Genomic DNA, 22,704 nt, shown 5'->3' with positions numbered 1-22,704 from the left:
TACGGGACTGTTGAGTTGTGAAAAGGCGATCGCGTGCGGGCACAGCGATTCTTGCGGTAAGCTGTTGAAAGCGGCGGGAACTCGCTGCTTTATGGCGCGTCGTTTCCAAGCCTGCCGCCCAGGCAGTTTGGAAAGGGGATGACCCACATGGGACAGAACAAACAGCAGGGCGGCCAAGCCGATCGCAATCCGAACGAGACCCCGGCCAGCAGGAACAGCAGGATCTGCAGCGTCGCCAGCCCCGGTCAGGACAATGACCAGGACCAGGGCAACCAGGCCGGCCGCGACGACGAGAATCGTCAGAACCGCTGACGTCGGAAAGAAGAGTGACGCCGAGGCGTCCTCTCGGGGCAGGGCCGCACTTCGATGCGGCCCGGCCTTTTCTATTCCCCGGCTGCGCCCATTCCAGGTGCAACCTTCCTAGCACTTTGGCATTCTCTCTTCATCGATCGCGGACAGCGGAATGGGAAGGAGAGGCCCGTGCGAACGATTGAGATATGGCCCGACGAAATCGAGGGCGGCGACACCGAGCGCGAGGGTGTCTTCTACGCGACTATGCGCTTCATCGACAGGGAAGCTGAAACAGCCGTCGTGATCTATCTGCAACCCGAGATCGAGCGAGGCATGATCGCCGATCTTTACGGCTGGGCGCAAAGCCGCGGCATGACCGGTCGAACGAACTGAATTGGAAGCATGGGTTGGCAAGCGGTCGCCCGCCTGGATCGGAGCGCCCCTTGGCGGCCACCTTTTCAATGCGGAGAAGTCGTTCGATGCAAGTCAGTCAGCACGGCGTTCCAGAATGCGATCTCTTCGTCATTGCCCCGGTCGCGCGACCATTGCACCTGCCTGGAGACGATGAAGTCGGCCTGTTTGCCATGCCGCAGCTTGATCTCCGACACACAATTTCGAATGTTATGACCTCCGAACGGCGTTAGCGTCCGCGCTCGTGGTGTAATTTCCGGTGTAGGCGATGGTGTATTCCGGGGTGGGGCATGCCCCACCCCGGAATGCGGCGTCGCTGGTGGCCACCGGGTTCATCGTTATGGTGGAGTTTGCACACTTCAACCGTGACGAAGAGGAGTTCCCGATGACCGAGGACAGATTACTGATCGAAGAGCTTGCTGCGAAGGGCGGCCAACCGGATTTTTTGCGCACCATCGCCGAGAACGTGCTGCAGCTGATCATGGAGGCCGACGTTGATGGCCTGATCGGCGCGGGTCGCCACGAACGCAGCAGCGAGCGCGCGACCTGGCGCAACGGCTATCGCGACCGTTCGCTGGATACCCGGGTAGGCACGCTGAACCTGAAAATCCCCAAGCTGCGTGCTGGGTCCTACTTTCCGGGCTTCCTTGAGCCCCGCAAGATGGTCGAGAAAGCGCTGGTTGCGGTGATCCAGGAAGCGTGGATCGGCGGGGTCAGCACCCGGCGGGTCGATGAACTCGTCCAGGCCATGGGCATGACCGGCATCTCCAAGTCCACCGTCTCCAAGCTTTGCAAGGACATTGACGAGCGCGTCCATGCCTTTCTGAAACGCCCGCTCACCGGCGAATGGCCGTATCTCTGGCTCGATGCCACCTATCTCAAGGTACGCGAAGGCGGGCGGATCATCAGCGTTGCCGCAATAATCGCCATGGCCGTCAACACCGAGGGCCGGCGCGAGATCGTCGGCCTGCATATCGGCCCCTCGGAAGCGGAGGTCTTCTGGTCCGACTTCCTGAAGGACCTTGTTCGGCGCGGTCTTACCGGCGTGAAGCTGGTCATCTCCGATGCTCACGAGGGCCTCAAGGGCGCGATCACCCGCGTCATGGGCGCCACCTGGCAGCGCTGCCGGGTGCACTTCATGCGCAATGCCCTGTCCTATGTGCCCAAGGGCCAGAACACTGTCGTCGCCGCCGCGATCCGCCAGGTCTTCCTGCAGCCCGATCAGAAAAGCGCAACGCAGGTCTGGCGACAGGTCGCCGACCAGTTGCGCACCCGTTGGCCCAAGCTCGGCGCCTGCATGGACGAGGCCGAAACCGACGTGCTCGCCTACACCGGCTTTCCCACCCAGCACCGCACGAAGTTACACTCAACCAATCCGCTCGAGCGGCTCAACAAGGAGGTCAAGCGCCGCGCCGACGTCGTCGGAATCTTCCCGAACGAAGACAGCATCATCCGCCTCGTCGGGGCTGTGCTGATGGAGCAGAACGACGAGTGGCAGCTCCAGCACCGATACATGCAGATCGAAGGCATGGCCGAACTCAACCAACCCATGATCGAGGAGGAAAATCAGCCCCTACACATCACCGCCAAAGCCGCCTGACGATGGCCCACGGCCACAGCCGAAATTACACCACCTTGACGGACGCGACCCCGAACGGCATTGCCGATCTCCTTGATGCTCCGCATAGAAACAGGGCAGGTGAGGGCGGCGGTTTCCCGCCGCCCTCGATATGTCAGAAGTCCATCGCCGGCATCGGCGCGGCCTTCTCCTCTTTCGGCAACTCTGCGACGAGCGCTTCGGTGGTGATCAGGAGCGAGGCGACCGAGGCCGCGTCCTGCAGCGCGGTGCGTACGACCTTGGCGGGGTCGATCACGCCTGCCTTGACGAGGTCCTGATATTCGCCGGTGGCAGCGTTGAAGCCCCAGCTATACTCCTCGCTTTCGAGGAGCTTGCCAACGATCCACGCGCCGTCCTCGCCGGCATTGTCGGCGATCTGACGCGCCGGGGCGCGGAGCGCGCGGCGGACGATGTCGATGCCTGACTGCTGGTCGTCGTTCGCGGCTTTCAGGCCTTCGAGCGCTTTCAGCGACCGGAGCAGCGCGATGCCGCCGCCCGGAAGAATGCCTTCTTCCACGGCCGCGCGCGTCGCATGGAGCGCGTCGTCGACACGGTCCTTCTTCTCCTTGACCTCGACCTCGGTCGCGCCGCCGACACGGATCACCGCGACGCCGCCCGCGAGCTTGGCAAGCCGCTCCTGCAGCTTCTCGCGGTCATAGTCGCTGGTGGTCGTCTCGATCTGCTGGCGGATCTGCGTGACCCGGCCGTCGATATCCGACTTCGCGCCGACGCCGTCGACGATCGTCGTATTATCCTTGTCGATGACCACCTTCTTCGCGCGCCCGAGCATGTTGATCGTGACGCTCTCGAGCTTGATGCCGAGTTCCTCGCTGACGACATTGCCGCCGGTGAGCACCGCTATATCCTCGAGCATCGCCTTGCGGCGGTCGCCAAAGCCCGGCGCCTTGACGGCGGCGACCTTGAGCCCGCCGCGCAGGCGATTGACGACGAGCGTTGCGAGCGCGTCGCCCTCGACATCCTCGGCGATGATGAGCAGTGGCCGGCCCGACTGGACGACGCTCTCGAGGAGCGGCAGCATCGCCTGCAGGTTCGAGAGCTTCTTCTCGTGGATGAGGATATAGGGGTCGTCGAGTTCGACCTTCAGCTTCTCGGCATTGGTAATGAAATAAGGGCTGAGGTAGCCGCGGTCGAACTGCATGCCCTCGACCGTCTCGAGTTCGGTCGCGAGGCTCTTCGCTTCCTCGACGGTGATCACGCCCTCATTGCCGACCTTCTCCATGGCCTCGGCGAGGATCTTGCCGACCTCTTCGTCGCCATTCGCCGAGATCGTCGCGACCTGCGCGATTTCGCTGTTCGCCTCGACCGACTTCGCATGGGCCTTCAGGTCTTCGACGACGGTGCTCACGGCAAGATCGATGCCGCGCTTGACGTCCATCGGGTTCATGCCCGCGGCGACCGCCTTCGAGCCTTCGCGAACGATCGCCTGCGCGAGTACGGTCGCGGTGGTCGTGCCGTCGCCGGCCTTGTCGTTCTGCTTCGAGGCGACCTCGCGCAGCATCTGCGCGCCCATATTCTCGAACTTGTCGGCAAGCTCGATTTCCTTGGCGACGGTGACGCCGTCCTTGGTGATGCGCGGTGCGCCGAAGCTTTTCTCGATCACGACGTTGCGGCCCTTCGGACCCAGCGTCACCTTCACCGCATTCGCAAGCGTATCGACGCCGCGCAGCATGCGATCACGCGCGTCCGACGAAAACTTCACTTCCTTGGCAGCCATTGGTGCAACTCCTTTCCTGTCACTGGCTGAATTCAGAAATGGCGGCCGATCAAGCCGCCTGCTTGAGCGCCTCGGCCTGCTCGATCACCCCGAGGATGTCGCTCTCTTTCATGATGAGCAGCTCCTCGCCGTCGATGCGAACCTCGGTGCCCGACCATTTGCCGAACAGGATCCGGTCGCCGGCCTTGACGTCGAGCGCGGTGACCGTGCCGTCCTCGGCGCGGACGCCGGGACCGACGGCGACGACTTCGCCTTCCTGCGGCTTTTCCTTGGCAGTGTCGGGGATGATGATGCCGCCCGAGGTTTTCTCCTCGGCTTCGATGCGGCGGACGACCACACGGTCGTGCAAGGGTCGGAAATGCATGCATAACCTCCATGTTGCATAACGATATGATAAGCCGGCGCGCCTGTCCGGGACGCGCGGCGCCGAAGAGCTAGGAAGCGGATTTTTTCGCTTCAAGAGGTCCGGCGAATTTTTTTCGGCTCGTTCTCGCGAGAAACAAATGCCCCTTATCAAGGGGCTGACACCTCTTGACTCGACTCGCTTCGTTCCCAAAATTTGTGGCTACGGCACCCTGCCGCACGATGAGAAAGGAAAGGCTACAAGGAAGGAGGCACGATCATGTCCGAGCCATTTTCCCGTTTTCTTCACCCCTTCGACGTGGCGCGTCACCCGAGCCTCGAGCCCGAGGTCAAGCGCGCCCTCCTGGCATCCTGGGCATCGGATCGCTCGGCGGTTCGAAACAAGCCCGCGCTACGCAAGCCGCCCGGCGCGCGCCGCGCTGTGCCGGTCGACGACGTGCTCGCGGCGCTTAGGTCGCTCGACGGCGGTGAGGCGCGCGCGCCATGACCGATCGGGCGCTGATCGCCCAGCTGGACGGTTATGGGCTGACGACCGCCGAGATCCATTATTACCGGCCCGACCATCCCTCATTGCTCCAGCTCTTTGTCTGGCAGGATTATGACCTGCCGCCGGATTTTCCGGTGCTGTTCGATTTTCTGAGCCTGTGGCGGCGCCAGATCGAAGCCGCGCTCCACTCGGTGCGGATCGCGCATGATGCGCTGGTCGGGCCCGCCGAGTGGCGCGTGGCGGACATCATTCGCGCGATTGATTGACGGAGCGACCTGAGCGTCTCCGGCTGGTTAGCTGTATTTCCACTGCTATTCTTCAGGAAAGCGGGGCCGCTGCTGTACAGCGGCCCCGCAAGATATCAGGCGCTCTCGAGCGCCTTTTCTTTCGACGATCCGATCCGGCGCGGTTCGGCATCGCCGCTGCCGATCTCGATCTTGCGCGGCTTCATCGCCTCGGGAATGACCCGGTTGAGCTCGATCGTGAGCAGGCCGTCGGTAAAGCTCGCGCTACCGACCTCGATATAGTCGGCGAGCTGGAAGCGCCGTTCGAACGCCCGGCGCGCGATGCCGCGATGAAGATAGGTGCTCTTCGCATCTTCTTCCGCGGGTTTGCCCGTAACGGCCAGCTGGTTCTGCTGCGCCACGATCTCGATCTCGTCGGGCTTGAAGCCCGGGACCGCGAGCGTGATGCGGAAGCGGTCGTCGGCCTCGCGCACGATGTCGAAGGCCGGATAGCCGTCGGACGTCTCGCTGCGCTGCCCCTTCTCGAGCAGGTCGAAGAGATGATCGAAGCCCACCGTCGAGCGGCGGTAGGGGGTAAAGTCAAAGTCGGTTCTCATTTCCAAATCCTCCTGATTGAAGCAATTCGGGCATGAGATGCGCCGGTACACAGAGCCGGCGCTCTCCATGTCCTGCAGACCCGGTCAATCCGGCATCTGGAAGGAAATTAGGAAGCCATTTTTCCGGTTTCAAGAGGTCGCGCGCGCGAAGATTCTGGATGCGCCATGTTCCGAAAATCCGCAGCGCCAAAGCGCGGAGCCGCAACGCGCGCGGCTCCGCGATCGGGTCAGGCGACGCGACTGTCGCCGGTATCGCGGCTCCATGCCGCGATCTGGTCCTTGATCGCCAGCTTCAGCTTCTTGAGCCGCGCAATCAGGACTTCGTCGGGCTGGCGGCGCTGCGCCTCCCGATCGATTTCGGCGTCGAGGCGGGCATGCTCGCGCCGCAGATAATCGATATGTTTGCTGGACATCTTCTTCTCCATGCCAAGTTGAGGATGTTGCAGCCCGAGCGGCTGCGGCGTGGATGTAGGAAAGCTATGGTCAGGATTTCAAGGGGTTGAAGTGTCCGCCTGTGGGAGACTGTCGGAAGCTGTGAAGAGCATCGCGCGGCGCCCCGCAGGGAAGGCACGACAGCCGGCATTGGGAAGCAAAGATGTAGAGGCGGTCGGCGCGCTACAGCTAAATCGTCACAACATGGGTTAGTCGCTGCAACCCGGCCCGGCGACCATTGTTTCGGTAGCATGCCGACTCGCGAGGAACAGGTTTACCCGCTCTTCCGGCGCGTCGCCGACGCCATTTGCGCTGTCCGCCTTCCTGGCCGCGCCTGGGACTAGGCGCTGCGCCGGAGCCAACGGGCATATGCTTCAGAATGGGAGTGATGGATGTGACCATGAAAGCACAGAAGCTTGATACGATCAGGGTCGAGAAACCCTGGGGCGTCGATCGGCTTCCTCCGCCCTTCGATGCACGGACTGGTGGCCGCGTCGGCGAAATCTGGTTTCGTCCGCCCCAATCCAATCCGCTGCTCGTGAAATATATCTTCACGAGCGAGCGCTTGTCGATCCAGGTCCATCCCGACGACCGGCAGGCGCAGGCGCGCGGACTTTCCGCAGGCAAGGAGGAATGCTGGTACATTCTCGACGCTGAGCCGGACGCGGTGCTCGGAATTGGCACGCTTCGCGCGCTCGGCGAGCGCGAACTCGCCGATACCGCCCGCTCGGGTGCTATCGAGGCGCTCATGGAGTGGCATCCGGTGCGCGCGAACATGTTCATTCATATTCCGCCCGGAACCGTCCATGCGATCGGTGCCGGGGTCACACTCGTCGAAATTCAGCAGAATGTGGATGTTACCTATCGTCTCTACGATTACGGCCGCCCGCGCGAGCTGCACCTCGCCGATGGGACGGCGGTCGCGATGGCCGCGCCAATGTCACGCGATCTCTGCCGCCAAGTCGATATCGCAGAGAGCGCGTTGTTGCTCGACAGCCGCCATCTCGTGGTCGCGCACCTGAACGCCAACGACCTTTCGCCGCTTGCCGATGTGAGGGATGGGGCGATGATCGTCCCGCTCAGCGGCACGGTCAAGGCTGACGGCGTGACCGCGCAGGCGGGCGAGTGCCTGTGGGCCGAGGACGTCGCTACCATCGAGGCCGGAGCCGGCGCGCGTTTTCTGGCGGGTTGGCACAAGCCTTGACGCCCTGCGCGACCTTGGCGCGTCTCCGATGGAGGGCGATCCGCCTGCGCCAACTGGCCTGGCACCGTCCTGCCGCCCGAGACGCCTAGCGAGGCGCGTCGGCTGCCGCGCGTGTCACAGGGTTGATCGGCTATCCGCCCGAGGCTTTCTCTACGGCGCTTCCCATCTCCTCTCCGAGGCGCACCGGCCGTTCGGGAAACCAATCGGGGTTGAACGTGATCGCTTGCTTCTCGAACAGCGTCACGATCGTGGAGCCGAGGAGAAAGCGACCCATCTCGTCGCCCTTGCGCAGCGAGACTTCATCGGGGGCGTAGGACCATGACGATAACTTGCCCGATCGCTTTGCATTCACCACGCCATGCCATGACGTTGCGACGCTGCCGACGATGGTCGCACCTACGAGTATCATCGCAAAATGGCCGTGAGTGGGGGACTCGAACAGGCATATGACCCGCTCGTTGCGCGCGAAAAGGCCGGGCACCCCGCGCGCGGTCGTCGGGTTGACGGAAAAGAGCGAGCCCGGGACGTGGATCATGCGTCTGAGCTCCCCGTCGCACGGCATGTGCAGCCGGTGATAATCCTTGGGCGAAAGATAGAGGTTGGCGAAACTGCCGTCGCGAAACGTCGCGGCGAGGGCAGCGTCGCCGCCCAGTATCGCGGTGGTGGTGAAACGGTGGCCCTTGGCCTGGACGATGTGATGATCGTCGATGGCGCCGAGCTGGCTGATGGCACCGTCGACCGGACAGATGAAATTGGCCTCCGCCCGCGGGCGAGCGCCGGCTTTCAGCGGACGCGTGAAGAAGTCGTTGAAGTTTGCATAGCTGCGGATGTCGGGATTTTCCGCTTCGCTCATGTCGACGCCATATTTGGCGACGAACCATTGGATCAGTCGCGGGGTCAGCCGGCCCGACGATGCGGCAACACGGCCGGCGAATTCGGTCAGCCGCCGCTTCGGCATCGCATGCTGGGCAAGAATTGTCAGGCGCTCGAACATGATATCATCCGTTGGTCGATCCTTCGGAGGGAAAGCCGATCGCCTGGGGAGAGACGACGGCGCCCGCCTCTTCGTTCCGGCGGTGATGCTTTATCCCGATGTCGTGGGGCAAGGGAAGGCGCATGGCCGGGAGCGGAAAATAATCGGGTAGGGCGCGCGCTCAGTCTCGCCGGGCCTTTGGCGCCCCTCCCGCCGAACGGACGAAGCGGTAACTCTTCTGCTCATAGTTCCGCGCGCGCAGGAAGTTGTGGGCGTTGTTGATCATGATGTCGCTCATGATCTCGATCGTGCCGCATCCGCCCTTGGTGAGCGCCGTTTCGGCGGCGGTCAGGAGCGCCGTCCCGATGCCGCGGCGCCGATGGTCGCCGTCGACCAGCAGCAGGGTGACGCGGCCGACAAGGCCGTGCTGCAAGGTCGGAACGACGCCCCAGGCGCAGCATCCGATCAGCCCGTCGGCATCGGCGACGAGAAGCCCGGCCTTCGCTTTGCCGATCGCCTCAACGTTCGCATCGATCGATATGCGCTTGGGCGGCTCGGCAAGCTGGGCGAGCAGACGGGCGAGAGCTTTTCGGTCCTTGCCCGTCGCGGGCCGCAGGCTGAGCTCGGGTTCCGGCAGGACTTCGGGTTTGACGATCCTCAGCACCGGCTTGGCTTTCGGCGGCGGCGGCGGATCCTGCCGCCTTCGTGCAGGCTCGGGTGACGGTGGCGGACTCGTTTTTCCGCGTCGGCGGATAGGCGAATGCTCCTCGATGGGTTCGGCGGCTTTGGGTGCCTTCTTGGCAGGCTTCGCCGCGGGTTCGCGTTCGGCCGAGAGTTTCCAGCTGTCGGCCGCGCCGCCGCGAAGATAGTGCGCGATGTCGGCGGCGCTTGCCATGAGCCCTTGTTCGCCGATCCCGAGGAGCGGCTTGCCCGCCGCATCGGTGAGGCCGAACTTCCCATAGTCGCCGACGCCCGGCGTTCGCTTTCGCGACCGGACGAGTTTCATCCCGCGGTGTTCGGCGATTGCGCGAAGCTCGTCGGCTGTCGGCTCGGTTGTCATCGATCAGGGCCGGAGAGGAGAGGCGGGGCGGGTCTGCGGGGAGGGGGCGCTCGCTCGGACCGGCGGCGCGCGCTTGCCCGCGCCTTGGTGGGAACCTGTGCGGCTGCGACGCGCTCTGCCCATATGCGCGCGCGCCGCTTCACCCGCTCGACCATGATCGACCATGTCGCCTATGACGAGGCAGCGTCGGTGCTTTCCATCAGCTTCCGGGGCACCGGCAGATATCTTTATCATGGCGTCCCGCGCGCGATCTACGACGGGCTCTGCGCTGCGGAATCGCTCGGCGCCTATTTCAACGCGCATATCAAGGATCATTTCCGGTGCGAGCGCGACCCGGCGCGCCGGCGGTTCGGTCCCGGTGCCTGAGCGCCCGACTGCGAATGCGGGCATTGTGAAGGCGCGGCTCATGCGCGCTTGCGCGCGGCGGTCTTGGTCGGCGCCTTTTTCGTCGGCGTCTTTTTGGCCGGCGCCTTCTTGGCGCTGGCGGCCTTGGCCTTCCCGCCGCCGTCGCCGATCGATTTCTTGAGCGCCGCCATCAGGTCGACGACGTTCGATCCGCTCGGCGCCTTCTCGTCCTTCCCGTCGTCGAGATTGAGCGTCTTGCCCTTCTTCTTGCGCTCGATAAGCTCCTTCAGCGCCTCGACATAGCGATCGTGAAAGTCGCTCGCGTCGAACTTGCCCGTCTTCTTGTCGATCAGCGTCGTCGCGAGGTCGAGCAGGTCTTCGTCGGGATCGCTGTCGGCAATGTCGCGGAAATAGCTCGCCGCCTTGTTGACCTCGTCGGCATAGCGCAGCGTCTCCATGACGAGACCCCGGCCGCACGCCTTGATGCTGACGACATATTCACGGCCGCGCATCGCGAGCTGGCCGAGACCGACCTTGCCCGTGCGGCGCAGCGCCTCGCGCAGCACGATGAACGCTTCCTCGGCAAGGTCGTCGGCGGGGACGACATAATAGGGCTTCTCGAAATAGATCTCGTCGATATCCTCGGCCTCGACGAACTGGGTGAGCTCGAGCGTCTTCTTGCTTTCGAGCTTGACCCCTTCGATCTCCTCGTCGTCGAGCAGCACATATTGGTCCTTGGCATATTGGAATCCCTTGACGATCTCGTCGACGTCGACCGGGCCGACGCCGGGGACGACCTTTTCATATTTGATGCGCTTGCCGGTCGGCTCGTGGATCTGGTTGAACGCGATCGTCGCCCCGCTCTTCGTCGCCGAATAGATCTCGACCGGGATCGAAACGAGCGCCAGGCGGATCTGGCCTTTCCAATAAGGGCGCGCAGCCATCGTCACTCACTCCTTTGCCAATGCTCCTTCAATGCGCGCGGTCGCCGAGCGTTCCGCGCCGGCGATGGGAAGGGAAGCCCGATCGCCGCAACGGGATCGAAAGCAGGAGCTGCAAATGGCCGGACAGTCGCGAACGCGCGCGCCTGCCGTTTTCGCGGCCCGCGACTTGCCGATCCGAGCTTCTCAGACGGTCCAGCGCGCGGGCGCGAGCGCGATGGCGATCGGAGGATGCACCCGCTGCCATTTCGTTGCGGCGAGCACGTCGTTGCTCTCCTTCGCCTCGCGGCCCGGCCCAAGCGACCAGGTGATATGATAATGGCTACCGTCGCCGCGATCGGTGGTGCCGCCGATGCGCACGACGAGCGCCTGGACGCCCGCGCCGTCGTCGACTTCGCCGACGATCTCGCCCGCGTGCGCGGCGGGTAGGGGCGTGTCCTCGGCGGTCCCGAAACGGAGCGTCACATGATCGGCAACCAGATCCGGATAGCGCGGTTCGAACCGTTCGAGCAGCTGGTCGCGCTCGGCTGGTGGCAGCTTCCAGCCGGCGATGGTGCGCGTCATGACGCCTTGCGCTTTCGCGTTGTGGAGCCCGCGCCAAGTTCGATCCAGGCGGGCGCATGGTCGCTCGTCTTGTCGAGCGCCCGCGGGCGGGTGTCGACGCCGGCTGCCTCGAGCCGCTTCGCCGCGGGCTTGTTCAGCAGCAGATGGTCGATGCGGATGCCGGCATTGCGTTCGAACGAGCGCCGCCAATAAGCCCAGAAGCTGTAGATGCGCTCCCCGGGATGCAGGTGACGGATCGCATCGGTCCAGCCCTGGTCGAGGATGCGCCGGTAGGCGGCTTTGGCTTCGGGCGCGAAGAGCGCGTCCTTCATCCAGTTCTCGGGCTTGTACACATCGAGGTCGGTGGGAATGACGTTGAAGTCGCCGCAGATGACGACGGGCGCATCGAGGTCGAAGAGCGTTGTCAGATGCGCGTCGAGCCGCGCCATCCACTGCATCTTGTAATCGAACTTCGGACCGGGCCAGGGGTTGCCGTTGGGAAGATAGAGGCCGGCGACGAGGATGCCGCCCACCGCGGCCTCGATATAGCGGCTCTGCTCGTCGCCGGGATCGCCGGGGAGCCCGCGGCGCGTTTCGTGGATTTCGCCGACGCGGCTCAGCATCGCGACGCCGTTCCAGCGGCTCTGGCCGTGCCAGATCACGTCATAGCCCGCGTCGCGGATCGCCTTCTCGGGGAATTTCTCCTGAGGGGCTTTCAATTCCTGCAGGCAAACGATGTCGGGCTCGGCCTGCGCGAGCCAGCCGAGCAGAATGTCGAGGCGGCCGCCGATGCCGTTCACATTATAGGTCGCGATCTTCACAGGTCGGGCAGCGTCTGGTCGGCGCGGCCCCAGCCTTGCAGCGCCTTGAGGTCGGCGCGCTTCAGAAGCTCCTTCGCGTCGGTGATGCGGAAATGCGAAGGCTTGTCGATCGTCTCCATTTCCTTCCAGCTGATGGGCGCGGCGACCGGCGCGCCTTCGCGGGCCCGCGCCGAATAGGGCATCACCGCAGTCGCGCCGCGCTGGTTGCGGAGATAATCGACGAAGATCCGGCCCTTGCGCTGCGCCTTGGGGAGGGCGGCGGTGAAGCGGTCGGAATCCATCTGGGCGACGGCGCGGGCGAGCCGGTGCGCGAAGTCCTTGACCTCGGGCCATTCGGCGCGCGGCACGAGCGGGGCGATCACATGGACGCCTTTGCCGCCGGTGAGCATCGGGAAGGTCTCGAGGCCCATCTGCTTCAGGATGTCGCGGAACTGGAAGGCGGCGCTGCGGACCGCCTCGAAATCGAGACCGACGTCGGGATCGAGATCGAAGACGAGCCGATCGGCCTTCTCGACATCCTCGATGCGCGCGCCCCAGCCATGGAATTCGATCGTGCCCATCTGGACGCAGGTCATCAGGCCCTCGGGCGTGTCCATATAGAGATAGGGCTGGTTGTCGCCATCCTTCTCCTCGATCGCGACCTGTTTCACCGCATCGCCGAGGCTTCCGGCATCATGTTTCTGGAAGAAGCATTTCTTGGCGCGGCCCTGCGGACAGCGCACGAGGCTGATCGGGCGCGAACCCGCCCACGGCAGCATGATCGGCGCGACCACGGCATAATATTCTGCAAGCTCGCCCTTGGTGAGCCCCGCCTCGGGAAAGATGACGCGGTCGGGGTTGCTGATCGGTACTGGCGAGGCGTGCGCCACCTCGGCGACCGCCGCTTCGCTTTCGATCACGACCGCTTCGGGCTTCTTGTCCTCACGAAGGCCGAGATAGCTCGGGTGGCGGAGCGTGCCATCGTTCGTCATCTCGGTGAAGGCGATCTCGGCGACGAGCTTCGGCTCGATCCAGTGCGCGCCGCGCGTCTCGGTGCGGGGCACCTTCACCGTCGGCTCCTTTCGTTCGAGCGGCTTCATCATCGCCTGGAGGCGGAAGAGCTCCTCGGTATCGAAACCGGTCCCGACCTTGCCCGCGTAGCGCAGCGCGCCCTTCTCATGGACGCCAAGCATCAGCGAGCGGAACGCGCGCGACGTGTCCGAGGGCGTCCAGCCGACGATGACGAACTCCTGCCGCTTGATGCACTTCGTCTTGAGCCAGCTTCCCGCGCGCGCGCCGACATAGCGCGCATCGCCCTTTTTCGAGATGACCCCTTCGAGACCCGCAGCGCAGAAACTCTCGAGCAATGCCTCGCCGCTGCCCGCGATATGATCCGAGTAGCGGATATGCCTGGAGGCCTTGGGAAGAATTTTGGCAAGATGCGCCTTGCGGTCGAGGAGGGGGAGGGCGGTCAGATCCTCGCCGTCCAGCGCGAGCAGATCGAAGGCGAAATAGTCGATGCTATCGGGCGCGGACTTCAGGGCATTTTGCAGTGACTGGAAGCTTGAGCGGCCTTCAGCATCGAGCACGACCGCTTCACCGTCGATCAGCGCGCTGTCTACCTTCAGCTTTGCGGCCTCGGCGAGGAGCGGCGCGAAGCGCTCCGACCAGTCGAGACCGGAGCGCGTATAGGCGCGGGCCTCGTCGCCGCCGACCGCGATCAGCAGGCGGTAGCCGTCATATTTCATCTCGTGAACCCAGCCCCTGCCAGCGGGAACGCTGTCGACGAGCGTCGCCAGCTGGACCGGACGAAAGGGCGGGGGAGCCGCAGCCTTTCGTTCGCCGCGCTTCGAAGAGGGGGCGCGGTCTGCAGGGCTCGGTGCGGCGGTCTTTCTGGCCATGGACTCAAGACCATTTGGCGCCGCGATCGTTCCCGGTGGCGGGGCAACTTGCCCGCCCCGCCATGCGTCCCCATTTTCGTCCCCGAAACATGGAGCTTCAACATGGCGAATGGCTGGGCGCGCGACGGCGCCGTTCAGGAGCAGATCGACGACACGGTGAGCGATGCCGTCAAGGAGGCGCGCCTGCGGCTGCTGTCCGGCAAGGGCGCGGACTATTGCGACGATTGCGGCGAGCGGATTGCGGAGGCGCGGCGAAAGGCCTTGCCTGCGAGCCGTACCTGCATCGGGTGCCAGACGCTTCGCGACGCCGAAGGCCGTCCGTCCGGTTTCAACCGCCGGGGAAGCAAGGACAGTCAGCTGCGCTGACCCCTTGGGAAAGCGAGCCGCGGCATGGACTTCAGGCGCGCGCCTTGGCTGCGGCGCGGACCTCCTGCGATCGGTTGAGCGCGATAACGAGGATATCGTCGCCGTCGACGATGACGCCGACATTGTCCATGCCGACGAGCGACACGCGTTTTCCGGGCGCGCGGACGAGGCAATTGTGGCTGTCGTGTGCGAAAAGATCGTCGCTGCAAGCATTACCGGAAGCGTCGGCACCTGCGAGCGCGTGCACCGCCTGCCAGCTGCCTAGGTCCGACCAGCCCATCGACACGGGGACGACCGCAACGCGGGCGTCTTTCTCCATCACGGCATAGTCGATCGAATCAGAGGGCGCCTGTTCGAACGGCGCGCTTGCCGCGTGCAGGGCATCGCCATCGTGCAGCGCATTGGCGACCGCGGCTTCCGCCGCGCGATATATGGCCGGGCAATGCGTGAGCATCGCTTCGCGCATGCGACCGGCCCGGAAGAGGAAGATGCCGGCGTTCCAGCTGTAGCCACCCTCGCGAAGCATCGCTTCGGCATCGGCGAGGGGCGGCTTCTCGACGAAGCGGGCGACGGCAAATCCCGCGCCGCCGAGCGGCGCGCCGCTGGCGATGTAGCCGAAGCCCGTGTCGGGCCGATCGGGGGCGATGCCGAATGTGACCAGCCAGTCGTCGCGCGCCAGATCGGCGGCTTTGGCGATGGTGCCCCGGAATGCGGCTACATCGGCGATGACATGATCGCTCGGCATGACGAGCAGCAGAACGTCATCGGCCGACGAAGCGACCGCGAGCGCGATGGCGGCAGCGGTGTTGCGCGCCGCGGGCTCGACGATCAGCCGAAGGTCGCGACCCTGGGATTGCTCGCGCACCATCGCGACATGCTCGGCGCCGCACACGATGAGCGGCGCCGAAAAGCCGGCTCCGGTTGCCCGATCGAGCGTGCGGGCGAACAGGCTCTCCTTTCCGATGATGTCGAGAAACTGTTTGGCACGCGCGCCGCGGGAAGCAGGCCAGAGGCGCGTACCCGCGCCGCCGCAAAGAATGACGGGCTGGATCGTCGCAGACATAGGATCAACCTTCTAGGGTCGGGGCGGAGGCGCGCGAGCTCGACCCGATCGACTTTCCGCCGTTTTCGAAATGAGCGACCGGCTGGACCATGTCCGAATGAACGCCGCGCAAGCGAGCGAGTTGCCCCTGTTTCTGCGCAAAGGCCCGAAATTCGGGGCGGATTAACGCAGGTTATACCGAATTCTCGCATGCGTGATCCGGATTGAGCGCGGTCAGCGTGTCCTGTTGCGCCAGAAAATTGCGAAGTCGGCGATAAGAATGCTTCAACGACGAAGATTGTGGACGCTTGCCGGTCGGACTTCACTTCCGCCGCATGCAGCCCGCCGGGGCACCGGGGCGTTGAACAGGCATGAACCAGAGCGACACCTTTCTGATGCTGGCCGGGCAAGAATTGAAATTCCTCTCCGACCTCATCGCGCGGATCGATCAAGGACGTCTTGATCCTGTCGGCCTCGACCGGGAGGCCGCGATCCTCCTCCTGCGCGAGGTAGCGGCGGAGCGCCGAAGCCTAGTCGATCGCCTGAAATCTTATGAGGGTGAGGGCGGCGCTGCCTGGACCGGAGCGCCCGTATAGGGGCTCTTTGTCGGTCCTTGCTAATCTCGTCCGCCGCTATCCCTTGGCATTTCGGCGGCGCGTTTCCCAACCCTTTTTCGCGGCCGCCGATCGCTTTTCGCTGCTCTTGCCCGTACCGCTTTTGCGGCCACCTTTTCTCGAGGCTTCATGGGTATCGGGCTGGCCACGGCCGGAACCCGACTTGTTGCCGCCGCCCGACTCCTTGTTCACCGTTGCCCATGCGCGGCTCTCCGCTTCCTTCTTGCCGACGCCGCGCTTCTCATAACTTTCTTCGATATGCTCGGCCTTGCGCTTTTGCTTGTCGGTGTAGCTTGATTTGTCCCCACGGGGCATGACAATTCTCCCTATCCGGCCCCCTTTGGTCAACCAACGGAACATCTTGGGGTTCCGCTAACGACGCTAATCGGTGGCATGCAAGACCTCGCTTCCGGAGACGGACACGAGCGCGCTGGCCGTGTCGGCACCGCGTGACAATCGTTGCGAGCGGCGGCGGCGCCCAGATATGATTGCCGCTCGGCGCGGTCTATCCGTTGACGACCGTTCCGCCGTTCGGGTGGAGCACCTGGCCCGATATGTAGCTGCTGTCGTCGCACGCAAGAAAGAGGAAGCTCGGCGCGACCTCGTTGGGCTCTCCCGGTCGCTTCATCGGCGTCGTCTCGCCAAAACTTTCGACTTTTTCGGCGGGCGCTCCGCCGCGTGGATTGAGCGGGGTCCAGATCGGGCCGGGCGCGACCGCATTCACCCTGATCCCCTTCTCGATCAGATTCTCGCTGAGCGAGCGCGTGAAGGCGGTAATGGCGCCCTTGGTCGCACTATAGTCGAGCAGACCACCGCTCCCCTGATACATGGTCACGCTCGTGCAATTGATGATCGCCGCGCCTTTCTTGAGATGCGGCAGCGCAGCCTGCACAAGATAGAACATGCCGAAGATATTGGTGGCGAAGGTGCGCTGCAGCTGCTCCGGGCTGATGTCGCGAATATCGTCCGCCGGATGCTGTTCGCCCGCATTGTTGACGAGAACATCGATGCGCTTCAGCTTGCTCACGACCTTGTCGACGATAGTCCTTCCGGCGCTGGTTTTGCCCACGTCGGCCCTGACGAGGATCGCGGTGCGCCCTTCGGCGCCTACGAGCGAAGCCGTTTCCTCGGCATCGGCCTTGTTGCTCTTGTAAACGATTGCGATGTCCGCACCTTCGCGGGCGAACAATACGGCTACCGCGCGCCCGATCCCGCTGTCGCCGCCGGTCACGATCGCGACCTTGTCCTTGAGCCGGTCGGAACCGGCATAGCGCGGCTCCCATTTCGGCGCGCGGTCGAGATCGGATTCCCGGTCTTTCGGCGGCGTGCGGATCGTCTTCGTCTCGCCGACCTCCTTCCGCAGTTTCCTTGCCGCCGTCTGTTTTCCGCGCTTCTCGGACGCGGTTTCTCCGACCTTTCCGGCCTCTGATTTGCGTGCCATTGCCGACTCCTCCTGTTCTGCCTGTCATCGACAAACCGGCGGGTCCTACACTTGGTTGCGGAGCACTTGGCTCATGCCGAGCTGCGCTGCGGCCGAGCTGTCCGGTATATTCCATGGGCTGGAAATGCGCGGCCGACTTTCTACCTATGCAGCGTTGCAATCCTTACCGCCCCGGGGGCGCGCCCTGCGCTGCCGAAGCTGAGAGAAGAAGTTTGTCGAAGATCGTGAACGGTGCCAGCCTGCAACCTCGCTCCGGAGACGCCCCCAAAAACATCGTGCTGCTGCTCCACGGCTTCGGGTCGAGCGGCTCCGACATGATTTCGCTGGCGCCGCAGTGGCAGGAGGCCTTGCCAGACACGCTGTTTCTTGCGCCGCATGCACCGCAGCGATGCTCGATAATGGGCGGGGGCTACCAATGGTGGGGGCTGTCGGGTTTCGCCCCGGCGGCGTTGGCTGCAGGCGCTGCGTCGGCAGCGCCGGCGATCGACGCGTTCATCGATCGCAAGCTCGCGCAATATGACCTCAGCGAGGCCGATCTCGCCCTTGTGGGTTTCAGCCAGGGCACGATGATGGCGCTTCAGGTCGGCCTTCGCCGCCCCCGCGCCGTTGCCGCTATCGTCGGCTATTCGGGCATGCTCGCGGGCGCGGCCGATCTTGCGCATCATGTTCCGTCGAAACCGCCAGTCCTGCTGGTGCACGGCACGGCCGACCCCGTCGTGCCGATCGCGGCGCTGCACATGTCCGAGAGCCAGTTGAAGCGGCTCGGCGTCGAGGTCGAGACGCATATCTCCTACGGCGTCGCGCACAGCGTCGATCCGGTCGGCCTGCGGACAGGCCGCGATTTCGTGGCCGGGGCCTTTACGAAATCTTCCGGCTGAACCGCTGAAGTTGCTGTGGCGGCACGGGCGGTGCGGCGGCGGTGAGCGAAATGGAGTGGCCGGGAGGGGGTGATCCCCTGCGGCTGGGGAGTGGCGAGGAACTGCCGGGTCCAGCCTGCGTTGGCTTGATGGTTCAACCATCAGGACAGTGACCATGGACAGGCTGCGGCGGCTCGAGACATTTGCGCGGACGGGATGGTTCGCGCGCGGGGTCGTCTATTGCCTGCTCGCATGGATTGCGCTCACCGGTTCGTCTGCCGACGACGCCAGTCCGCAGGCTGTGTTCCGCTCTGTCCGCGACATGCCTGCCGGTTCGATCCTTCTCGCCCTCCTCGCAATGGGGCTGGCGCTCTACGGCGCCTACCGCCTCTACGGGGCGGCGCTCGACAGCGAGAATAAGGGGGCGGGCGCAAAGGGTGTCGCGGTGCGTGTTGGCTATGCGGCGAGCGGTATCGCCCATTTCATCCTGGCTTGGGCGGCGCTTCGCCTCGCCTCGGGCGGCGGCGCCGAAGAAGGGCGCGAAAAAGAAGCGGCGGGCATGCTGCTCGATTTGCCGCTTGGCGGCCTCCTGCTCGGGCTCGTCGGCGCCGGTTTCCTCGCGGCGGCCGTGCAGCAAGCCGTCAAGGCCTGGACCACCGAATTTGCAAAGCATCTCGATGCAGCCGCGCCGGGGTGGGCAGTGCCCGTGGGACGGGCGGGACTTGCGGCGCGCGCGGTCGTGTTCGCGGTCATCGGCGCCTCGCTCATTCGCGGCGGCTGGTTCGGCGCCGCGGGAGAGGTCAAGGGTCTCGGCGACGCGCTCTCGGCGCTGACCGACAATCCGCCTCTCTATCTGCTCGTCGCCGCCGGCCTCTTTCTTTTCGGCGTCCACAGCTTCGTCGAGGCGCGTTGGCGGCGGCTTCGCGACGAGGACATGATCGCTCGGATTATGGCTTCGCGGCGCTGACGATTTTTCACTGGGCGGCCTTGCGGAACCCCGTGGCCCTCGCTGCGTTAGCAAGGGCAGTCATCACAGGGAGACTTTCGATGAAGAAGCTGTTCGTAACCCTCGCCGCAACCTCGGCCCTCGCGCTCGGTGCGTGCCAGAGCCCCGCCGCCGACAAGGTCGAGGACCAGGCCGAAGCGAAAGCCGAGGCGATCGACGATCAGGCCGACGCGATGCCCGAAGGTCCCGCCAAAGAGGCAATGGAGCAGAAGGCCGATGTCGTCGAAGAGCAGGGCGAAGAAAAGGCCAACGCGATGGACGACAATGGCGAGATCGCTCCGTCCGAAACCGGCGTCGGCGACACCCAGAAGAAATAAGACTGCCTTCCCTAAGGGCAGGGTGAAGGGCGCCGGTTCCGGCGCCCTTTATCGTTTCGGAGCCTCGGATCGGCTCCGGCGGCGCGAATGAAACCTTGGCGCCGGCTGGCGTCAGCTCAGCGTCCGGTCCAGGAAGTCCCGGATCAGCAGCACAACTTCTTCGAGATTGGTCTCGAGCAGCCAATGGCCGCCGTCGAGCAGATGCAGCTCGGCGCCCGGAAGGTCGCGCAGATAGGCGCGCGCGGACTTCTCGGGCATATAGAAATCCTGCGGTCCCCAGACGATGAGCGTCGGCGGGCGGTGGTCGCGCAGATAGCGCCGATGTTCGCCGAACCAGGACCGGTTGGCCTTGAGGCCGGCGATGAGGTCGATGGCGATCTCCAGGCGCCTCGGGGTGATCAGCGACCAGTGAAGTTGCCAGAGATCGGGTGGAATGCGCGGGGCGAGCTCTGGCCGTACGTTATTCAGAAACTCGTCGCGAAAAACCTCTTCGCTGATTGCCTTGCCGATTTCGGCGCGCATGTCGGGCTCGGGAAGCGACCAGCTCTTCTCGATCTCGGCATATTTGTCGCCCAGCGCATCCTCGTACGGAATATCGCCATTCTGGATGATCTGCGCGACGATGCGCTCAGGCTTCATGATCGCGAGACGCACGCCGATTGGCGATCCGAAATCGTGAAGATAGATGGCGAAATTCTCGACGCCGAGTGCGCGCACGAACCCGTCGAGAAGCTGCGCATAGCCGTCGAAGCTATAGTCGAAATGCTCGGGCGTATCGCTGTAGCCCATGCCGGGATAGTCGGGTGCAAGCAGCCGCCACCGATCGCCAAGTCGCGGCAGGAGATTGCGAAACTCGAACGACGAGCAGGGATAGCCATGCGGCAACAATAGCACCGGGGCGTCGGGCGGGCCCGCCTCGCGGTAGAAGATGCCGACGCCGCCGACATCGATGCGCCGGTGGAAGATTTCTACCGTCACCGCTCACATCCCTCGATCATCATGATCTCAAGGCGCCGGCAGCTTGACCTCGGGCAGCGCGTCGAGGTCGGCCTTGGTCATGCTCGTCTGAAGATCGGTGTCGTCGCCGCGCACGACCACCTTGAGGCCTTGCACCGGCACATGAACATAGCGGTCCGGACCGATGCCATCGAGCTCGACGAGAAGACGGTCCACCTTGTCGTCGGTGCCGCGCAGTACCTGCGATACGTCGCCCAGATCCTTCCCGTCCGCACCGACGATGTCGGCGTCGAGAAGCTGTGCCTCGCTGAGACCGAGCGCCGCGGGGACCGGACCGGCCACAGTGGCGCTGGTCTCGGCCGCGCGTTCCATCCTGTCCTCGGCCGCTTCCTGCTTGCTGTCGCAGGCTGCGAGAAGAAGTGCGGAGCAGGCACCTAGGAGAAGGATGCGCATGATCTGTCCTTTCAATGAGGTAGCAAGCGTCCGTTCGACGCTCGGTTTCGTCGCGATCTGGTTCGGAAACGCTCCGCTCGACAAGCGGTTGCGCCCGGCCCAGACGCGGCGGGTAGCTGTCGAGCCGATCCCTCACCTGCGCGGTGACGTCCCTGTCTGCGTAGGGAAGAGCGAACGGCTCGTCTCGGCAATCGCCAACTTGGGAAACATGGATCAAGGTCCGCCAGATTCTGCTCGTCTAAGGCGCATGCCTGATTCTCGTCCGGGCCGGGAGCTGGGGGGCTCCCGCCGGTCCGGGTTCGAGAGCGACGAAGGGCTTCGCCGATCGGCGGAGCCCTTTGCCGTCTATCGCTCTCTCAGTTCGAGGCGGAATACTCACGCGATCGCGTTCACCTTGATTTTCTAAGGTGCCTCAGCCCGCCTCCGTCACGCCCTCGTCGAGCCCGCGCGTCTTCGGTCGGAGGGCCTTGTAGCGCGGAAGGAATGCCACCATCGGCATCCAGCTCGGCGCCTCGGCCGTATAGAGATGGAAGGCTGGCGCAATTTCTTCGGGATCGTCGAGCGTGCCCGCGGCGATATCGATCTCGTCGGCCTGATGGCGCACATGGATCGTCAGCGGCGAGCCGCACATCCGGCAGAAGCTGCGCGTCCCGAAGCTCGTCGATGCGAAGTGTCCGATATGCTCCTCGCCAGCGAGGATATGGTACCGGTCCAGATGCACCGTCGTGAAGACCATGCCTCCCGAACCCGAGACATGCTGGCAGACCCGGCAGTGGCACCATCCGGTGTCATAGGGCTTCTCTTCGAGGCGGTAACGAACCGCCCCGCAAGCACAGCCCCCTTCGAGAGCAAAGTTTTCGGGGGTTGCAGGGTCGCTATCGGACGTATTCGGCATGGACGAGCCTTTCTCGGGGCGCGATTGGCGGGGACGGCGCGGACGGCTCAGCGGCGTTGTGGCGCCGGCTGCCCGAGCGGGGAGGGGGAAGCGGCGCGATTCCCCTTCCCGCGCCGTCTCACAGCGGCAATTCGCCCTCGTCCTCGCCGTCCCAATAATGCGCGCGGGTGCCCGACACCTTGATGAGGACGATTCCGGGCGTCTCGATCCCGTCCGGCCACCAGCGTTCGAGGCCCTTCGTCCAATGTTCGGCGAACTGGGCCTTGTCGCGGATCAGCGCGGCATGACCCTCGACCGCGAGAAAGAAGGGACGCATGCCGAGTAGCCCGGACTTGCCCTGGTAGCTCAGATTGACGTTCGGGTTGGCGGCGATATCGGCGACCATGAGCGCCGTCTCGTCGGTAAAGAACCAGGCATCGCCGTCATAATCGACCTCGCGATTGTTGCTCATCGGCCGCGACCCGATGGCGCCGCCCGCGGTGTGCGTCGCGAGCATCGCGAAGTCGATATCCTTCATTTTTTCGGAGAGCTGTTCGATCGTCATGGTCATGGGAGGAGCCTTTTTTCTGGAGCGTCTATGTCTGCATCAATGCGCCGCGAAGGAGGGAGTTGCGGCGGGAGCGGTTGGCCGTGCGCCCTGGGTCAGGGCCCGGACGCGGCGGTCCGGCCTTGCCGCCGCGGCGCGCGGATCGGACGATATTCGCAGGTGATTGCGAGCTCTCGCCGCGGAGCGGGAACGAGATGGATGTGGAGCCGGGCTTCGGCGGCGACCGCGTCGAGCGAAAAGGCCTGCTCGGCCTCGTACATCTCG

General features: G+C 64.4%; 30 protein-coding genes. 12 read left to right on the top strand and 18 right to left on the bottom strand.

Translation table 11 applies throughout. The features are described 5' to 3' along the window. Positions 1-147 precede the first annotated feature (147 nt). The 3 genes from LH19_RS28620 to LH19_RS11265 all read left to right on the top strand — a co-directional run bounded on the left by LH19_RS28620 (position 148) and on the right by LH19_RS11265 (position 2,302). On the top strand, positions 148-312 hold the full coding sequence (locus LH19_RS28620; protein ID WP_156344028.1) for a hypothetical protein: 165 nt from the start codon (positions 148-150) through the stop codon (positions 310-312). A 168-nt stretch (positions 313-480) separates the two neighbouring features. After that, positions 481-684, top strand: coding sequence for a hypothetical protein (locus LH19_RS11270; RefSeq protein WP_054727962.1), 204 nt, complete (start codon positions 481-483; stop codon positions 682-684). A gap of 403 nt (positions 685-1,087) precedes the next feature. Then, positions 1,088-2,302 carry an IS256-like element ISSpma2 family transposase gene (locus LH19_RS11265; RefSeq protein ID WP_006954973.1) on the top strand — a complete coding sequence of 405 codons (1,215 nt, stop codon included), beginning with the start codon at positions 1,088-1,090 and terminating at the stop codon, positions 2,300-2,302. A gap of 133 nt (positions 2,303-2,435) precedes the next feature. Here the strand turns inward: LH19_RS11265 and groL are convergent, their stop codons facing one another. After that, on the bottom strand, positions 2,436-4,055 hold the full coding sequence (gene groL, locus LH19_RS11260; RefSeq protein WP_054727960.1) for a chaperonin GroEL: 1,620 nt from the start codon (positions 4,053-4,055) through the stop codon (positions 2,436-2,438). 49 nt (positions 4,056-4,104) lie between these two features. Then, the gene (groES, locus tag LH19_RS11255) at positions 4,105-4,419 is read right to left on the bottom strand and encodes a co-chaperone GroES (RefSeq protein WP_054727958.1); all 315 of its coding nucleotides are present in this window, start codon (positions 4,417-4,419) and stop codon (positions 4,105-4,107) included. Positions 4,420-4,677: 258 nt separating this feature from the next. Between groES and LH19_RS11250 the strand changes: the two genes are divergently transcribed. Together LH19_RS11250 and LH19_RS11245 are read left to right on the top strand one after the other, a co-directional pair. Then, positions 4,678-4,905 (top strand): hypothetical protein, encoded by a 228-nt coding sequence (locus LH19_RS11250; protein ID WP_054727955.1) that lies wholly within the window; start codon positions 4,678-4,680, stop codon positions 4,903-4,905. Continuing rightward, the gene (locus tag LH19_RS11245; RefSeq protein WP_054727953.1) at positions 4,902-5,171 is read left to right on the top strand and encodes an usg protein; all 270 of its coding nucleotides are present in this window, start codon (positions 4,902-4,904) and stop codon (positions 5,169-5,171) included. The genes LH19_RS11250 and LH19_RS11245 overlap by 4 nt, the downstream gene beginning before the upstream one ends. Before the next feature lie 95 nt (positions 5,172-5,266). On the opposite strand, the gene LH19_RS11240 is transcribed toward LH19_RS11245, so the two are convergent. Together LH19_RS11240 and LH19_RS11235 are read right to left on the bottom strand one after the other, a co-directional pair. After that, positions 5,267-5,746 (bottom strand): Hsp20 family protein, encoded by a 480-nt coding sequence (locus LH19_RS11240; RefSeq protein WP_054727952.1) that lies wholly within the window; start codon positions 5,744-5,746, stop codon positions 5,267-5,269. Between the two features lie 227 nt (positions 5,747-5,973). Then, positions 5,974-6,159 carry a YdcH family protein gene (locus LH19_RS11235; protein WP_054733396.1) on the bottom strand — a complete coding sequence of 62 codons (186 nt, stop codon included), beginning with the start codon at positions 6,157-6,159 and terminating at the stop codon, positions 5,974-5,976. A gap of 419 nt (positions 6,160-6,578) precedes the next feature. Here LH19_RS11235 and LH19_RS11230 point away from each other — a divergent pair, with 419 nt between their 5' ends. Beyond that, positions 6,579-7,382: a class I mannose-6-phosphate isomerase gene (locus tag LH19_RS11230; protein ID WP_145923395.1), complete on the top strand. Its 804-nt coding sequence runs from the start codon at positions 6,579-6,581 to the stop codon at positions 7,380-7,382. A 130-nt stretch (positions 7,383-7,512) separates the two neighbouring features. Here the strand turns inward: LH19_RS11230 and asd are convergent, their stop codons facing one another. Continuing rightward, positions 7,513-8,376, bottom strand: a complete 864-nt coding sequence (gene asd, locus LH19_RS11225; protein WP_054727948.1) for an archaetidylserine decarboxylase — start codon at positions 8,374-8,376, stop codon at positions 7,513-7,515. 160 nt (positions 8,377-8,536) lie between these two features. Further along, the gene (locus LH19_RS11220) at positions 8,537-9,415 is read right to left on the bottom strand and encodes a GNAT family N-acetyltransferase (protein ID WP_054727946.1); all 879 of its coding nucleotides are present in this window, start codon (positions 9,413-9,415) and stop codon (positions 8,537-8,539) included. Between the two features lie 123 nt (positions 9,416-9,538). Here LH19_RS11220 and LH19_RS11215 point away from each other — a divergent pair, with 123 nt between their 5' ends. Continuing rightward, positions 9,539-9,781: a KTSC domain-containing protein gene (locus tag LH19_RS11215; protein WP_234716149.1), complete on the top strand. Its 243-nt coding sequence runs from the start codon at positions 9,539-9,541 to the stop codon at positions 9,779-9,781. A gap of 38 nt (positions 9,782-9,819) precedes the next feature. Here the strand turns inward: LH19_RS11215 and ku are convergent, their stop codons facing one another. The 4 genes from ku to ligD form a co-directional block, all read right to left on the bottom strand. Further along, positions 9,820-10,704 (bottom strand): non-homologous end joining protein Ku, encoded by an 885-nt coding sequence (gene ku / locus LH19_RS11210; RefSeq protein WP_054727942.1) that lies wholly within the window; start codon positions 10,702-10,704, stop codon positions 9,820-9,822. A 183-nt stretch (positions 10,705-10,887) separates the two neighbouring features. Continuing rightward, positions 10,888-11,265 (bottom strand): hypothetical protein, encoded by a 378-nt coding sequence (locus LH19_RS11205; RefSeq protein WP_054727939.1) that lies wholly within the window; start codon positions 11,263-11,265, stop codon positions 10,888-10,890. After that, the gene (gene xth / locus LH19_RS11200) at positions 11,262-12,065 is read right to left on the bottom strand and encodes an exodeoxyribonuclease III (protein WP_054727937.1); all 804 of its coding nucleotides are present in this window, start codon (positions 12,063-12,065) and stop codon (positions 11,262-11,264) included. The genes LH19_RS11205 and xth overlap by 4 nt, the downstream gene beginning before the upstream one ends. Then, on the bottom strand, positions 12,062-13,945 hold the full coding sequence (gene ligD / locus LH19_RS11195) for a DNA ligase D (protein ID WP_082395589.1): 1,884 nt from the start codon (positions 13,943-13,945) through the stop codon (positions 12,062-12,064). The genes xth and ligD overlap by 4 nt, the downstream gene beginning before the upstream one ends. A gap of 102 nt (positions 13,946-14,047) precedes the next feature. Between ligD and LH19_RS11190 the strand changes: the two genes are divergently transcribed. Continuing rightward, complete coding sequence (locus LH19_RS11190) at positions 14,048-14,311, top strand: DksA/TraR family C4-type zinc finger protein (RefSeq protein WP_054727934.1); 264 nt, start codon at positions 14,048-14,050, stop codon at positions 14,309-14,311. A 31-nt stretch (positions 14,312-14,342) separates the two neighbouring features. Here LH19_RS11190 and LH19_RS11185 read toward each other — a convergent pair whose 3' ends face one another. Further along, entirely contained in the window at positions 14,343-15,374 is a 1,032-nt protein-coding gene (locus tag LH19_RS11185; protein ID WP_054727932.1) for a mannose-1-phosphate guanylyltransferase, read from the bottom strand. Between the two features lie 350 nt (positions 15,375-15,724). Between LH19_RS11185 and LH19_RS11180 the strand changes: the two genes are divergently transcribed. Continuing rightward, positions 15,725-15,949 carry a hypothetical protein gene (locus LH19_RS11180; protein WP_054727930.1) on the top strand — a complete coding sequence of 75 codons (225 nt, stop codon included), beginning with the start codon at positions 15,725-15,727 and terminating at the stop codon, positions 15,947-15,949. Positions 15,950-15,985: 36 nt separating this feature from the next. Here the strand turns inward: LH19_RS11180 and LH19_RS11175 are convergent, their stop codons facing one another. Both LH19_RS11175 and LH19_RS11170 read right to left on the bottom strand, forming a co-directional pair. Next, on the bottom strand, positions 15,986-16,282 hold the full coding sequence (locus tag LH19_RS11175; protein WP_054727928.1) for a hypothetical protein: 297 nt from the start codon (positions 16,280-16,282) through the stop codon (positions 15,986-15,988). A gap of 190 nt (positions 16,283-16,472) precedes the next feature. Then, a complete protein-coding gene (locus tag LH19_RS11170; protein ID WP_082395587.1) occupies positions 16,473-17,408 on the bottom strand; it encodes an SDR family oxidoreductase in 936 nt (311 codons plus the stop codon). A gap of 212 nt (positions 17,409-17,620) precedes the next feature. On the opposite strand from LH19_RS11170, the gene LH19_RS11165 reads away from it, so the two are divergent. From LH19_RS11165 to LH19_RS11155, 3 genes are all read left to right on the top strand, one after another. Further along, positions 17,621-18,286 (top strand): alpha/beta hydrolase, encoded by a 666-nt coding sequence (locus LH19_RS11165; protein WP_234716148.1) that lies wholly within the window; start codon positions 17,621-17,623, stop codon positions 18,284-18,286. Positions 18,287-18,440: 154 nt separating this feature from the next. Next, the gene (locus tag LH19_RS11160; RefSeq protein ID WP_054727927.1) at positions 18,441-19,232 is read left to right on the top strand and encodes a DUF1206 domain-containing protein; all 792 of its coding nucleotides are present in this window, start codon (positions 18,441-18,443) and stop codon (positions 19,230-19,232) included. Between the two features lie 80 nt (positions 19,233-19,312). Further along, on the top strand, positions 19,313-19,588 hold the full coding sequence (locus tag LH19_RS11155; RefSeq protein ID WP_054727924.1) for a hypothetical protein: 276 nt from the start codon (positions 19,313-19,315) through the stop codon (positions 19,586-19,588). A gap of 111 nt (positions 19,589-19,699) precedes the next feature. Here the strand turns inward: LH19_RS11155 and LH19_RS11150 are convergent, their stop codons facing one another. From LH19_RS11150 to LH19_RS29430, 5 genes are all read right to left on the bottom strand, one after another. After that, a complete protein-coding gene (locus LH19_RS11150; protein WP_054727922.1) occupies positions 19,700-20,566 on the bottom strand; it encodes an alpha/beta fold hydrolase in 867 nt (288 codons plus the stop codon). 27 nt (positions 20,567-20,593) lie between these two features. Beyond that, positions 20,594-20,998, bottom strand: a complete 405-nt coding sequence (locus LH19_RS11145; protein ID WP_234716147.1) for a PRC-barrel domain-containing protein — start codon at positions 20,996-20,998, stop codon at positions 20,594-20,596. 412 nt (positions 20,999-21,410) lie between these two features. Continuing rightward, a complete protein-coding gene (locus LH19_RS11140) occupies positions 21,411-21,893 on the bottom strand; it encodes a GFA family protein (protein ID WP_082395583.1) in 483 nt (160 codons plus the stop codon). Between the two features lie 118 nt (positions 21,894-22,011). Next, positions 22,012-22,443, bottom strand: a complete 432-nt coding sequence (locus tag LH19_RS11135) for a pyridoxamine 5'-phosphate oxidase family protein (protein ID WP_054727918.1) — start codon at positions 22,441-22,443, stop codon at positions 22,012-22,014. Positions 22,444-22,535: 92 nt separating this feature from the next. Further along, a complete protein-coding gene (locus tag LH19_RS29430) occupies positions 22,536-22,700 on the bottom strand; it encodes a hypothetical protein (protein ID WP_234716146.1) in 165 nt (54 codons plus the stop codon). Between the last annotated feature and the right edge of the window lie 4 nt (positions 22,701-22,704).

Source organism: Sphingopyxis macrogoltabida (assembly GCF_001314325.1).
GTDB classification, from domain to species: Bacteria; Pseudomonadota; Alphaproteobacteria; order Sphingomonadales; family Sphingomonadaceae; genus Sphingopyxis; species Sphingopyxis macrogoltabida.
Note: the sequence above shows the minus strand (reverse complement) of the source record. Positions and strands in the feature narration are given on the sequence as shown.